This is a genomic window from Litchfieldia salsa (assembly GCF_900104555.1).
GTDB lineage: Bacteria > Bacillota > Bacilli > Bacillales > Bacillaceae_L > Litchfieldia > Litchfieldia salsa.
On record NZ_FNJU01000002.1, the window covers coordinates 560,212 to 573,868 of the forward strand.

Genomic DNA, 13,657 nt, shown 5'->3' on the forward strand with positions numbered 1-13,657 from the left:
TGTGCCTAACTCCTACGCTATCGCTCAAGGGTTTGGCACTTTCTTTTTTTATGTAGGAATTATCTCTTTTTTCCTATAAAAAGAGGCGGGCACAAAATGAAATGTGTCAGCCTAAATACTTTAGTTATCATTCAATTGTTTGTAAGTTTTATATTCCTCTTCCGAACATGAAACAAAATGCCCAGGCTTTATTTCCCTTAACTGTACTTGATCACTTGGGCCATATCCATGATCCTTAGGATCATAACCCACTCTTTTTCTTGTACGTTCAGACTGTGGATCTGGTAAAGGAATAGCTGATAATAGTGACTTTGTATATGGGTGAATCGGGTTTTTATACAATTCTTCACTATCTGCTAACTCTACAATTTGACCAAAATACATGACACCAATTCGATCACTAATATACTTTACCATGGAAAGATCATGGGCGATAAATAGATAGGTCAATCCTTTTTCATCTTGAAGCTTTTTCATCAAATTAACAACTTGAGCTTGAATCGAGACATCTAAGGCTGAGATAGGCTCGTCTGCAATAATAAATTCAGGCTCTACAGCAAGAGCTCTTGCGATTCCTATTCTTTGTCTTTGACCACCACTGAATTCATGCGGATACCTAGTTGCATGCTCTCGATTTAAACCAACCGTCTCTAACAATTCATTTACTTTATCCATACGCTCTTTCTTCGATGAAGCCAACCCATGAATATCGATTCCCTCTGCAATAATATCCGCCACCGTCATTCTTGGGTTTAAGCTTGCATAAGGATCTTGGAAGATCATTTGCATTTTGCGATTAAATTGTTTTAGCTCAGCAGGTGACTTCTTTCCATGCACATCTACACCTTCAAAAAGAACCTGACCATCAGTAGCGTCATATAGGCGAATAATCGATCGTCCCGTTGTTGATTTTCCACAGCCAGATTCACCTACAAGACCTAATGTTTCTCCTTTATAAATGTCAAAAGAAATTCCATCAACCGCTTTAACCATATTAGGTTTACCAATATTAAAGTATTGCTTTAAATCTTTTATTTCTAATAACTTTTGCTTTTCTTTCATCTTATTCATCCTCCTTATGATTTTTGTGAAGATGAAAATTTTTCTCTGCGTTTCGCTATCTCTACTGGTGGTTCAACTTTAGGCGCGCTGGGATGAAGTAACCAAGTTGCGGCAAAATGTGTATCAGATACTTGAAACATCGGAGGTTCCATTTCAAAATCAATTTGAAGTGCAAATTCGTTTCTTGGTGCAAACGCATCACCTTTAGGTGGGTTTAACAAGTCTGGTGGTGTACCAGGAATTGCATATAATTCCCCAGAAGAATCTAGACTTGGCATTGAACTTAACAGTCCCCACGTGTAAGGGTGTTGTGGATTATAAAACACTTCATCAACCGTGCCAATTTCACATATCTTCCCACCATACATCACAGCCACACGGTCCGCCACATTTGCAACGACTCCTAAATCATGTGTAATAAACACAATCGATGTATTGATTTTTTTCTGAATATCCTTCATAAGTTCAAGAATTTGAGCTTGGATTGTAACGTCCAATGCAGTAGTTGGCTCATCTGCAATTAGAATTTTAGGGTTACATGCTAATGCAATCGCGATAACAACACGCTGCCTCATCCCTCCTGAAAACTGATGAGGATACTGATCAAAACGAGCTTCTGGGTTTGGAATTCCTACAAGTTTTAACAGATCTATTACTTTTTCCTTCGCAGCGCCTTTACTAAGATGTTGATGAATCAGTAACCCTTCCATAATTTGAACACCAATTTTCATTGTTGGGTTTAATGATGTCATCGGATCTTGGAAGATCATTGATATTTCTTTTCCGCGAATTTTTTGCATTTCCTTTTCGCTAGCAGTAGCTAAATCTTTACCGTTGAACAGAATTTCCCCTTGCTTGACTCTTCCTACACCATTTGGTAATAAGCCCATGATTGTCTTTGTGGTTACAGATTTACCTGAGCCAGATTCTCCAACAATCGCAAGAGTTTCTCCCTTATTTAAGTCAAAACTGACACCTCTAATTGCTTTAACCTCACCTGCAAAAGTATCAAAAGAAACATGCAGATTATTTATTTCAAGTATTTTTTCCATAAAGATTCACCTACCTTTTTTAGTCACGCATTTTTGGATCTAATGCATCACGTAGACCATCTGCCATTAAGTTAAATGCAATCATAAGTGAACTAATTACAATTGCAGGAAAGATCATAATATGAGGAAAGATTTGAATAGATTTATAGCCGTCTTCAATCAAAGTTCCAAGTGATGCGGTTGGTGGCTGTAGACCTAATCCAATAAAACTTAAAAACGCTTCAAAGAATATCGCACTAGGTATCGTAAACATTGTGTTAATTATAATTACACCTGTTACGTTTGGTATAAGGTGTCTTAGTATAATGTTTCGATCCTTTGCTCCAAGTGTTTTAGAAGCTAACACAAATTCCTGATTTTTCAACTTCAATATTTGCCCTCGGACAATCCTCGCCATTCCTACCCACCCTGTAATCGTTAAGGCAATGGTTATTGAGAGTATTCCTGGATCTAAAACGAGAATCATTAAAATAACTACTACTAAATTAGGAATACCGACAAGTACTTCAATAACACGTTGCATAACATTATCGATACGTCCACCATAATAAGCAGAGATGCCACCATAAGCTACCCCGATAATCATATCTATCACTGCAGCTAATAATGCGATATATAACGATATACGAGTACCTGACCATACTCTAGTCCATAAATCTCGACCAAGACCATCTGTTCCAAACCAAAAGTAATCAGTAATTCCTTTCTGTTCGTAGACATCCACTCTACCACTGCCATCCGGCGCTTCCATTGTACCATCAACACCAAGCCAGCCAATATGTTCTAACACTGGAATCTTTGGAGGTAATTTAGCACGTGAAAGGTTTTGGTCATCAAACCCATAATTATTCATCATAGGCCCAAAAATAGCTAGAAACGCAACAATAATTAATAGAATCAATCCAAAGATTGCCGCTTTATTTTTGCGTAAGCTTCTCCAAGCATCTTGCCAATAAGTTAAACTTGGTTTTGCTATTTCTTCTCCTTTGGTGCTATCCAATTGTGCTGGTTCAAAAAGTTCTTTCGGTAAATTCTCAATCGTTTGTTTCATTATTTTTTACCTCCAGCCAACCGTATACGTGGATCAATAACTCCATAAAGAATATCCACAATTAGTACGATAAAAATAAATAAAGCTGCAAAGAAAAGGGTCGTTCCCATAATGACTGGATAGTCGTTAGATGTAATAGATCGAACGAACTGTTCACCAAGTCCTGGTATCGAGAAAATCTTTTCAATAACTAATGAACCAGTCATTAAACTCACAGCTAATGGACCTAATACAGTAATAATAGGAATTAATGCATTTCTCAACGCATGTTTGAACGCAATCTTAAAAGGACTAACACCTTTTGCCCTTGCTAGTAATATATAATCCGAATTTAGCACTTCAATCATTTCAGTTCTCATAAATCTTGCAGTTGTCGCTAACGGGAACATAGCCAGTGCAATCGTTGGAAGTACCGTATATTCGAAACCTTCCCAAAATGCCACTGGAAACCAACCCAATTTCACCCCAACAAAATATTGTAAGAGACCCGCAAAAACAAATGAGGGAACAGACTTACCGGAAACAGCAAAGATCGTTGAACCATAATCATAAATCGTATTTTGCTTAATTGCTGCAAGAATTCCCAATAACACACCAATAACGGTACCAACTAGTAATGACTGAAACCCTAAGTATGCAGAAGGTCCGATTCGATCAAGAATTAAACCTGTTACATCTCTTCCATCAAATTGAAAGGAAATACCTAGGTCACCTCTTACTAAATTCCCCATATATTTTGCATATTGAATTGGTACTGGGTCATTTAATCCATACTTTTCCTGTACAACAATTTTTTGTTGCTCAGTCATTTTTTCTTCCGCTGTAAATGGAGTACCTGGCATAAGCTTCATTAAAAAGAAAGTAGCAGAAGCAATAATAAATAAGGTAATAATCATAAATAACACTCTTTGAAACAAGTACTTAATCATCCAGTACACCCCCTATTTGGATATTTTAATTTAAGGCTGTTTTCTAAAAGAGTCTGTTGTTTTAGTAATAAAATATTGAATTGGTAGACAAGCAGGATGAATACACGTAGACTCCTGTGGGACCAGTGGCCAAAGTGAGACCCCGCAGGAGCAAAGCGACGAGGAGGCTCACTGGACACCCACCGGACGCGGAGTGTATTCAGCCTGCGGCTTTAAAAGCAACAATTTATACGAAAACAGCCTAATTTAAAAACGACATACATTTAATAAAATTTTCTAACTATTCTGTTATACTGAAAAAGAGGATAACTAGCAAAGATTAAAGTCAGTAGGTAAATCCCCGTGACAAAAATCTATGCAATAAAGTCATCCTCTTTTTATATAATTTTTAAGGTCTAACTATTTTTCAATCGTAGTCCATTTAAATGAATAATCAGGTCCAAATGAATGGATATAAAGATTCTTCACATGTGGTCTTAAAAGTTGTGATGTTCCTCTTTGGTACAATGGTCCAATTGCTGCATCCTCTTCTAAAAGGATTCTCTCCGCTTCCTGCATTGCTTCGAAACGAGCTACTGGATCATCCGCTAAAGTTGTTCTTGCTTCTTCAATTAAACGATCATATTCAGGATTCGAATATCCCATTTTATTGTTTCCACCATCTGTTACCCAAAGATCCGCAAAAGACATCGCATCTAAGTAATCTGGTCCCCAACCTGCAAGCTGAATATCATAATCCATATTAGTATCTAAATCTAAACGTTGTTTAAATGGTACATTTTTAAGATTAATTGTTAACCCAGGAAGGTTTTTCTCAAGTTGATTCTTGATATATTCTTGCATTTTTACTGCAGTTTCTGTGTCTCCACCAAGAATTTCAAGCGTGACTGCATCAGCACCTAACTTCTCAAGGCCTTGAGTCCAAAACTTTTTCGCTTCTTCAACATTGTACTCATTGAAATCACCATATTTAGCACGGAAATCTTCATTTGTTTCAGGATGTGCAACGAAATCAGCTGGTACTGCATAATTAGCTGGAACAGAACCATTGTTTAAGATCACATCTGTCATACCTTGTTTATCAATTGCCATTGAAATAGCTCTTCTTACATTTACATCTGCTAGTGCCTCATTACGTGTTTGATTATATTTAAACCAGAATATAGTTGGTTCACCATACGACATAAAGTCTTCATGTGATTTATATTTATCAACGAATTCCGAAGATAATGGACCTGACATATCAATTTTATTCGTATCATATAAACCAACAGCAGTTGCTGGATCTTTAACAACCTTTACATTGATTGCTTCAAGCTTTACAGCATCCGCATCCCAATAATCTTCACTCTTCTTCATTGTCCAACCTACTTCATGTTCCCAATTAGAAAGAACAAATGGCCCATTATAAATCATTTGATCAGTTTCTAAAGCGTAGTTTTCACCTTGCTCTGTAACAAACGCTTCGTTTTGCGGGAAGAAAGTTGGAAATGTCATTAACGTATCGAAATAAGGTACTGGACGAAGTAATGTAACCTCAAGGGTTGTGTCATCCACCGCTTTAACAGCTAATTCTTCCGGAGCTAAAGTACCCTCTGCAATTTCAGCTGCATTTTTGATTACACCAGCCATCATGTATGGTCCATACTCAGATGCTGTTGCTGGATTAAGAGCACGTTGCCAAGCAAATACAAAATCATTAGCAGTAACTTTTTCTCCATTTGACCAAGTTGCATCATCACGAAGGTTAAAAGTATAAACAGTACCATCTTCACTTACTGTATGATCTGTAGCAACACCTTCCACCGGCTTGTTATTTTCATCAAGTCGGTATAATCCTTCATATACTTGATTCATTACATTAAATGCCACTGAATCAGTACCCATTACTGTGTCCATTGTTGGGATTTCAGCAGTTTCTAGAATATTTAGTTCTTGTTTAACATCTTCACCTGCTGCTTCATCAGTTTCTTTTGCTGTGTCCCCACCAGTACCACATGCTGCCAAAACTGTACTTAGAAGAAGTGTCAACACAAGAAATAGTAAGTATTTTTGTTTTTTCATTATATGTCCTCCTTATTTATTATTCCGAAAAAACTTATTCGCTTTTTAGGACGTAACAACAATTATACAATTCCAACACAGCGCATGCATTGGTTTTTTTTGGTTAAAATACACAAACGGTTAAATACCAAGGTTAATTTCCTGTAAAATAGGAACAAAGTCCTATTTTAAACCTTTAGGATTCGCTTACATTTTTGGAACCCTACTTCCTTCTATGTATTTTTATGTAAAAAAACCGACAATACTATATACTTGTATAATTTCCTAAACTACAATAAAGTTATACTAAAAAATCAAAACCCTTTACTACACCCTTACTCAGCGCTATAATGAAGAAATCTTAAAAATGGAGATATGAAAAATGATTAATAAACTACTCAAACCTCTAACTTATACCGTGATCACGATTATTCTCGTATTAGTTCTTTCGTTATTCATTTATCAACAAATTTCATTACTACATTTTATAAACATAACATTTATCTTTTCTTCCTGTTTTATACTCTTATCATTATTAATTTTTATATCAAAGGCTGGTTTTTTTGATGGGATTACCTTTGCATTTAGAAAATTTTATAAAAATACAGTAAAAATCAAAGAACTTGAAGAGGACGTTGAACAAATGCGACTACCCTCAGAACAAACTACCAAAGTCTCGATTTCTTCGTTCTTAATGACAGGTATCATTTTACTAATCTTGATGATGATTGCTCTATTAATATATTGATGTTTGCATCTCTCAGAAAATTTATATATAATTGGTTTAATTGAAGGATAAAATATGCACTGATGAAGAAGAGTACACATTTTTACCATTTAAAGAGAGCTTGTGGTTGGTGTAAACAAGTAATGGAGAGTGTGGAATGGGCTTCTAAGCATCTTTACTGAACCTTTTAGTAGGTAAAAGACGGTTGACCTCACGTTATAAGGTTTCTGTTTATCTAAAAACAGATCTAAGTGATTTCAATTTGAAATAACTAGGGTGGCAACGCGGTAACCATTCGTCCCTAATCCTATATAGGGGAGATGGTTTTTTTATTTGGAAAAAAATACATAACAACCTACTAAGATAGCTTCATAAAAAATAATATGTCAAGGAGAGTGTTACAGTTGAAAACCATTTTTTCAGGCATTCAACCTAGTGGTTCAGTTACTTTAGGAAATTATATTGGTGCAATGAAGCAATTTATTGAATTACAAGAAGATAACAATTGCTATTTTTGTATCGTAGATCAACACTCAGTGACAGTACCGCAAGACCGTCTAGAGCTCAGGAACAACATAAGACGTTTGGCTGCATTATACCTCGCAATTGGGATAGACCCAAATAAGTCAACTCTATTTATACAATCAGAGGTTCCAGCACATGCTCAAGCTGGATGGATGCTTCAATGTGTAGCTTATATCGGTGAACTTGAAAGAATGACACAATACAAAGATAAATCAAATGGCAAAGAAGCAGTATCTGCTGGTCTATTAACTTACCCTCCGCTAATGGCTGCTGATATATTGCTATACAATACAGAAGTTGTACCAGTTGGAGAGGATCAAAAGCAACACATCGAGTTAACTCGCGATCTTGCTGAACGATTTAATAAAAAATTTAACGACATTTTTACTATACCTGAACCACGCATCCCAAAAGAGGGAGCTCGTATTATGTCATTAGTTGATCCAACAAAAAAAATGAGCAAATCAGATCCTAATACAAAATCATTTATTACATTGTTGGATGACCCAAAACAAATTGAAAAGAAGATTAAGAGTGCTGTCACAGACTCTGAAGGAATTGTTGAATATAATCGTGAAAATAAACCCGGAATTTCAAACTTATTAACCATCTATTCAGTTTTAAGTAATGAACCTATCCAAGAGATTGTCAGTAGATATGATGGAAAAGGATATGGAGAATTTAAAGCTGATCTAGCCGAAGTTCTAATTAGTACATTAAAACCTATACAAGAAAAATTTAATTACTACATTAATTCCGATGAATTGGATACGATTCTTGATCAAGGAGCAGCTAAAGCTAATCTTGTTGCTTCTAAGACTCTAAAAAAAATGGAAAACGGCATGGGACTTGGGCGAAAAAGAAAATAATCTCTTAAATTGACCGCAAAAAGGATGACATTTATGTCATCCTAATTTACTTTAGGCTCATGCTCCATTTCCCATAGCTTTTCAAAAAATGGCTGACCTTTTATTAAATTCTCACATAATTTTTCATGCTGGCTTGTCCAACCTAATCTAGTTTCATTATAAAGCTGTTCCCAAGCATCTTCAAAATCCATATTCTGAATCATCTCATATTTTAGTGGGGACCACTCAGTAAACCAGTAACGAACTTCAGCTACATTTTTAGTTGACTGTAATTGGTCTAAAGCCATAAATAGCAATTGCTTTAATTGTCTTTCTTTTCTAGTAAGTCCAGCCATTTCTATTGGAGATGGAGATAATATATGATACTCTTTTCCATTACTTATATTAGTAATATCATAGGTGTATTCAGTACTTACTTGGTCACTGATCATATCATACACTAATTGCTCCTGACGAGGAATCAGTCTACTCTTTCTAATAGGTAAGGTATAGCCTATCGTGTCAATCGCAATGATTCCTTTCCCATCTGTAACAATAAAACAATAATCTAATTGAATTCTTTCATGATTTTTACGAACATATGCCTTTTGATAAACATCTTTTAAAAGTTGGCCTGGTAATTCTACTAAGTCATTTTCAATGTAATTAAATAATAATGAATCAATTTTTAGCAAAGGGACCTGATCTAAAAGTTCTACACTATCGTCCTTGCGCCATTCATGAAAATGACACACGTTGTAACCATTCTCTTCGCCCTCAAACCAATTAACCCAAATATCATGTAGATATAACATTTTCTACCCCTCACTTCAACCGTTTGTCAACAGTATAGGCAGTCCTTAAAAAATTTATTCCAATTTATTCATATAATGTTATTTTTTAATGAGTCTCTATCCACATATTCCATCCCAATTGGAAAATAGGTATTTATGTTATTCTCTCTTACGACTAGATGGAACATAGATGCTTAACCATATGATGATTAGTCCAAGTGGAAGCAAATAACATTCTATTCGAGATGAAATATACGATAGATATTCAATAATATTACTACCTGTTGCTAAGAGATTTAGGTAGGCAATGGTACTAATCCCACCAGCAATCGAAATTCCAAAACCTATTAAGAAGATAAATAATCTAAAAATCATAAAAGCTTGTCCTTAGCATCGCCTTTTGATTCCCCATTGGTATCTATAGCCCCCTACACTTGTCCACCTTTATTTCAATCATATGTATTCATTTATAAATTATGACAAATTTAAAAGATGTGCTATTGATTTTATAAGTATTTGTCAGGTTCATAGCTATCAGACAAAGTCACTACTCGGATTGGCAGTTTTGTCTGATAGACGCTTCCTATTAGACAAACTCTCCTCCTGGACCACCTGTTTTGTCTGATAGACGCTTTCTATTGGACAAACTCTCCTCCCGGACCACCTGTTTTGTCTGATAGACGCCTTCTATTAGACAAACTCTCCTCTCAGTCCACCTGTTTTGTCTAATAGAGGCGTCCTATTGAACAAACTCTTATCTCAGACCATCTGTTTTGTCTGATACAGGCCTCCTATTGCACTAACTTCACTATCCGACCGCAGTTTTGTCTGATTCACTTCAGCTTCATAGCACATTTTTCATGCAGACAGCAAAACAAAAAAGCCAAGATTATCTCTTGACTTTTAGTTATTTTTTTAGTCATTTACTTTAGGATCCAATGCGTCACGAAGTCCATCTCCGACAAAGTTAAAGCATAATACTGTTATTAGAATCATTAACCCTGGGAATAATGGATACCACCAAGCTGTTAACATAATTGTAAAGTTTTGAGCATCCTGAAGCATATTCCCCCAACTAGGTGTTGGTGGTTGAATACCTAAACCAAGATAACTTAATGCAGATTCAGCTAGAATAACTCCACCGATTTGTAATGTAGCCGAAACAATAATCGGGCCCATTGCATTAGGTAAAATATGCGAGAAGATAATAGTGTGACTTCTCGTTCCAATTGTTTTTGATGCTAGAACAAACTCTCGAGTTCTCAATGATAAAAATTCCCCACGAACTAGACGAGCTGTACCCATCCATCCTGTTAAAGCGAAAATCAGAATAAGCTTGTCTACACCTGGTTGGAAAATCGTTACTAATGTAATAAGTAAAAAGATACTTGGAATAGATAATAAAATATCTACAAAACGCATTAGTATAGCATCTAATTTTCCACCAAAGTAACCTGCAACAGATCCAATTAATGTTCCAATTGTAATAGCACCAAATACAGAAACAAATCCAACTAATAGAGAGATTCTTGCTCCAAATAATAATCGAGTTAATAAATCACGACCAAATTTATCTGTACCTAATAAGTATTCCTCACCAGGTGGTTTTAGTTTATCGATTAGACTTTGTTCTTCAAATGAATAAGGAGCAATAACTGGTGCAAATACAGCTGCTAAGATAATGATTGTTAGAATTACAGCCCCAATTACAGCTAATTTATTTCGCAGAAATTTATTAATAATAATTTTTGTCATTGTATCAGGCTTATTAGCAACCCCCTGGTTTAAAGCCACAGTATTAGGGGTACCTGGTGTTAAGTTTGGTTGTGACATGAATGTTCCCCCTTCTTAGTACTCAATCCGTGGATCAAACACAGCATATAAAATATCAGCAATAAGATTACCGATTACAACAAACACTGCGGATATAACTGTTAATGCCATGATAACTGGATAGTCACGAGTAAATGCGGAATCAAAGAACAGTTTTCCGATTCCAGGCCAAGAAAACACTTGTTCAACAATTACTGAACCACCAATAAATGTAGGTAGCATTAAACCAAATATTGTTATAACAGGAATTAAACCATTACGTAAACCATGTTTATAAATAACCTTAGCTTCTCTAAAACCTTTTGCACGAGCAGTTCTCATATAATCTTGTCTTATAACCTCAAGCATACTTGTACGAGTGTATCTAGTGAGACCAGCCATATCAGCTGTTGCAAGAACAAAAGCTGGTAAAATTAAATGGTGTATCCGGTCCCAAATACTAAACGGAGCGTTTAATGTGTGGGTACCTCCGGTCGGAAACCAACCTAAATTAACTGATAAAAACATAATTAAAATAAGTCCTAACCAAAAGTTTGGTGTGGCTAGTCCTAAAAAGGATGTGATTGTGACTGAGTAATCCAACTTAGAATACGGCCTCGTGGCGGACATAATTCCAAACGGAATTGATATAAGTACAGCTAATAATGTTGAAACAACCATTAATAATAATGTATTAGGCAGACGATTGATAATCATTTCACTAACTGGTGTCCCTTTACGTACAAGAGAGGTACCAAAATCACCTTTGGCCATATTACCTAACCATTTGACATACTGAACATGAACCGGGTCATTTAGACCATATTTTTCAATAAACTTTTCTCTGTTTTCCGGCTTAATATTTGGATCCATCATCATTGCAGTAGGTCCACCTGGTGCCATTTTAACAATCGCAAATGAAATGATGGTAATTCCAATTAATAAGGGAATAGCCATTAAAATTCTTCGGATGATATAAGATGCCATAGCTTATTCTCCTTCTGTCTCAAAGTGTTGTACTTTTAATTTTGGTGGACGAAACCGCCCATGATTAGAGCTAACTCTTAATTAAATACAAAGGGGAAGGAAGAGCCCCTCCCCTTTGTTCAATACATATTGTCTAACTATTATTCAGCAATCCACCATTTGTGGATATTGTAGAATTCACTCTTTGCATGGAACTCGTAACCTTGTATGTTCTCAAGCATTGCACGGTGAACATTTGGATAGTATAAGAAAGTATAAGCTTGCTCTTCAGCAAGAATGTTATAAATCTTACCATAAATTTCTTTATACTCGTCTTGATCTAGAATTTGTTTTGCTTCTTCCATTAACTTATCAGCTTCAGCATTTGAATACCAGTGCATGTTAAGTCCTTCTTCTCTTTGGCTAGAATGGAAGATATCATATTGGTCAGGGAATGTAGACATACTCCAACCTAATACCATTGCATCAAAATCCCAGTTCGGAGCAGAAATTTGCTCAATATAAGCACTCCACTCAACGATTTCAGGTGTTGCTTCAATACCAACTTCTTTTAATTGTTGTTGTAATACTACAACAATATCTTCACGAATTTTGTTACCTTGGTTCGTTTTGATTGTGAAAGAGAATTTCTCTCCATCTTTATCTAAGATGCCATCGCCATCAGTATCTTCCCATCCAGCTTCAGCAAGTAATGATTTTGCTTTTTCTTGGTCAAACTCAAATCTTGGAACATCATCGTTATAAGCCCATGATAATGGTGATTCTGGAACATGTGCAACTTCTCCATCACCATTCATTACAGCTTGTACGATTTCTTCACGATTAATAGCATGTGTCATTGCTTGACGTACTTTCACATCATTGAAACGTTCTTGTTGTAGGTTAAATGCTAAATATGTGTAAGATAAACCTAATCCAGATTCAACCTTAATTCCATCAAATGATTTTACAGTTTCAAGATCAGTACCTGGAACTTCTGTAAAGTCAACATCACCAGCTTGTAATTGAGCTAATAATGAATTTTGGTCAGGAACAATTTTGTATGTGATTGAATCTAAGTATGGACGACCATCATAGAAATCGTCATTTGCTACAACTTTAACATATTCTCCATCTCTCCACTCTTCAAACTTGAATGGACCAGTACCAACTGGAGATTTTGTATTAAATTCATGTTCACCTAGGTCAGCTACAGGAACCTCACCTAAGATATGTTCTGGTAAGATAAAGTAACTTAAAGTAATTGGGTGGAAAGTAGCATCCACTTGATTAAGTTTGAATTCTACAGTGTAGTCATCAATTTTTGTTACAGTTTCTAATGTTTCAAAAGCAGATCCACGCTCACCAGCATAGTCTGGGTGCTTAGGAACACCAAATGTAAATACTACATCATCCGCATTGAAAGCTTCTCCATCATGCCATTTAACATCTTCACGTAATGTAACAGTGAATGTTAATCCATCTTCTGACATTTTAACATCTGTAGCTAAATCATTAACAGGGTTAAACTCAGTATCACCACTAACTAATCCACTGAAGATAAATCCTTCGATATCAGAACTTGAAACATCAGTTGAATATAATGGGTTGAATAATGTTGGCTCTCCAATTGAACCTACGATGATATCTCCACCAGTAACTGGTTCACCTGTTGGTGCTGCTGTTTCTCCATCTGTGTCTTCTTTAGCAGGCTCATCAGCATTATTTCCACCACAAGCTGCTAAAAACATTGACATAGCTAGAGTTAAAACTAATAATAGCCATGCAGATTTTCTTAACTTCATTTCATTTCCTCCCCTTTTCCTTATATATATGCTTGAGAGTGAA

General features: G+C 35.8%; 12 protein-coding genes and 1 other annotated feature. Of the genes, 2 read left to right on the forward strand and 10 right to left on the reverse strand.

The genetic code is table 11. The features are described 5' to 3' along the window. Positions 1-120: 120 nt before the first annotated feature. The 5 genes from BLQ56_RS06520 to BLQ56_RS06540 all read right to left on the reverse strand — a co-directional run bounded on the left by BLQ56_RS06520 (position 121) and on the right by BLQ56_RS06540 (position 6,158). Positions 121-1,062, reverse strand: a complete 942-nt coding sequence (locus BLQ56_RS06520; protein ID WP_090851146.1) for an ABC transporter ATP-binding protein — start codon at positions 1,060-1,062, stop codon at positions 121-123. A 14-nt stretch (positions 1,063-1,076) separates the two neighbouring features. Beyond that, positions 1,077-2,114 carry an ABC transporter ATP-binding protein gene (locus tag BLQ56_RS06525; protein ID WP_090851149.1) on the reverse strand — a complete coding sequence of 346 codons (1,038 nt, stop codon included), beginning with the start codon at positions 2,112-2,114 and terminating at the stop codon, positions 1,077-1,079. Positions 2,115-2,133: 19 nt separating this feature from the next. After that, positions 2,134-3,165, reverse strand: coding sequence for an oligopeptide ABC transporter permease (opp3C, locus tag BLQ56_RS06530; RefSeq protein ID WP_090851152.1), 1,032 nt, complete (start codon positions 3,163-3,165; stop codon positions 2,134-2,136). Further along, positions 3,165-4,094, reverse strand: coding sequence for an oligopeptide ABC transporter permease (gene opp3b / locus BLQ56_RS06535; RefSeq protein WP_090851155.1), 930 nt, complete (start codon positions 4,092-4,094; stop codon positions 3,165-3,167). The genes opp3C and opp3b overlap by 1 nt, the downstream gene beginning before the upstream one ends. Positions 4,095-4,493: 399 nt before the next feature. Continuing rightward, the gene (locus tag BLQ56_RS06540) at positions 4,494-6,158 is read right to left on the reverse strand and encodes a peptide ABC transporter substrate-binding protein (protein WP_090851158.1); all 1,665 of its coding nucleotides are present in this window, start codon (positions 6,156-6,158) and stop codon (positions 4,494-4,496) included. Between the two features lie 361 nt (positions 6,159-6,519). On the opposite strand from BLQ56_RS06540, the gene BLQ56_RS06545 reads away from it, so the two are divergent. Beyond that, on the forward strand, positions 6,520-6,885 hold the full coding sequence (locus tag BLQ56_RS06545; protein ID WP_090851161.1) for a DUF3899 domain-containing protein: 366 nt from the start codon (positions 6,520-6,522) through the stop codon (positions 6,883-6,885). A gap of 50 nt (positions 6,886-6,935) precedes the next feature. After that, positions 6,936-7,170, forward strand: a binding site (T-box leader). A 77-nt stretch (positions 7,171-7,247) separates the two neighbouring features. Further along, a complete protein-coding gene (gene trpS, locus BLQ56_RS06550; protein WP_175490204.1) occupies positions 7,248-8,258 on the forward strand; it encodes a tryptophan--tRNA ligase in 1,011 nt (336 codons plus the stop codon). 41 nt (positions 8,259-8,299) lie between these two features. On the opposite strand, the gene BLQ56_RS06555 is transcribed toward trpS, so the two are convergent. From BLQ56_RS06555 to BLQ56_RS06575, 5 genes are all read right to left on the reverse strand, one after another. Beyond that, entirely contained in the window at positions 8,300-9,052 is a 753-nt protein-coding gene (locus tag BLQ56_RS06555; protein WP_090851167.1) for a YjbA family protein, read from the reverse strand. Positions 9,053-9,190: 138 nt separating this feature from the next. After that, positions 9,191-9,406 (reverse strand): YuzI family membrane protein, encoded by a 216-nt coding sequence (locus BLQ56_RS06560; protein ID WP_090851170.1) that lies wholly within the window; start codon positions 9,404-9,406, stop codon positions 9,191-9,193. A gap of 540 nt (positions 9,407-9,946) precedes the next feature. Further along, a complete protein-coding gene (gene opp4C / locus BLQ56_RS06565) occupies positions 9,947-10,864 on the reverse strand; it encodes an oligopeptide ABC transporter permease (protein ID WP_090851172.1) in 918 nt (305 codons plus the stop codon). Between the two features lie 15 nt (positions 10,865-10,879). Further along, positions 10,880-11,830, reverse strand: a complete 951-nt coding sequence (locus BLQ56_RS06570; RefSeq protein WP_090851175.1) for an ABC transporter permease — start codon at positions 11,828-11,830, stop codon at positions 10,880-10,882. Positions 11,831-11,970: 140 nt separating this feature from the next. Next, positions 11,971-13,614, reverse strand: a complete 1,644-nt coding sequence (locus tag BLQ56_RS06575; protein WP_090851177.1) for a peptide-binding protein — start codon at positions 13,612-13,614, stop codon at positions 11,971-11,973. Positions 13,615-13,657 lie beyond the last annotated feature (43 nt).

Coding starts and splice junctions, on each gene's coding strand:
- BLQ56_RS06545 (WP_090851161.1), top strand. CDS start 6,520: ATGATTAATAAACTACTCAAACCTCTAACTTATACCGTGATCACGATT.
- BLQ56_RS06540 (WP_090851158.1), bottom strand. CDS start 6,158: ATGAAAAAACAAAAATACTTACTATTTCTTGTGTTGACACTTCTTCTA.
- trpS (WP_175490204.1), top strand. CDS start 7,248: ATGTCAAGGAGAGTGTTACAGTTGAAAACCATTTTTTCAGGCATTCAA.
- BLQ56_RS06525 (WP_090851149.1), bottom strand. CDS start 2,114: ATGGAAAAAATACTTGAAATAAATAATCTGCATGTTTCTTTTGATACT.
- BLQ56_RS06570 (WP_090851175.1), bottom strand. CDS start 11,830: ATGGCATCTTATATCATCCGAAGAATTTTAATGGCTATTCCCTTATTA.
- opp3b (WP_090851155.1), bottom strand. CDS start 4,094: ATGATTAAGTACTTGTTTCAAAGAGTGTTATTTATGATTATTACCTTA.
- BLQ56_RS06555 (WP_090851167.1), bottom strand. CDS start 9,052: ATGTTATATCTACATGATATTTGGGTTAATTGGTTTGAGGGCGAAGAG.
- BLQ56_RS06520 (WP_090851146.1), bottom strand. CDS start 1,062: ATGAAAGAAAAGCAAAAGTTATTAGAAATAAAAGATTTAAAGCAATAC.
- BLQ56_RS06575 (WP_090851177.1), bottom strand. CDS start 13,614: ATGAAGTTAAGAAAATCTGCATGGCTATTATTAGTTTTAACTCTAGCT.
- opp4C (WP_090851172.1), bottom strand. CDS start 10,864: ATGTCACAACCAAACTTAACACCAGGTACCCCTAATACTGTGGCTTTA.
- BLQ56_RS06560 (WP_090851170.1), bottom strand. CDS start 9,406: ATGATTTTTAGATTATTTATCTTCTTAATAGGTTTTGGAATTTCGATT.
- opp3C (WP_090851152.1), bottom strand. CDS start 3,165: ATGAAACAAACGATTGAGAATTTACCGAAAGAACTTTTTGAACCAGCA.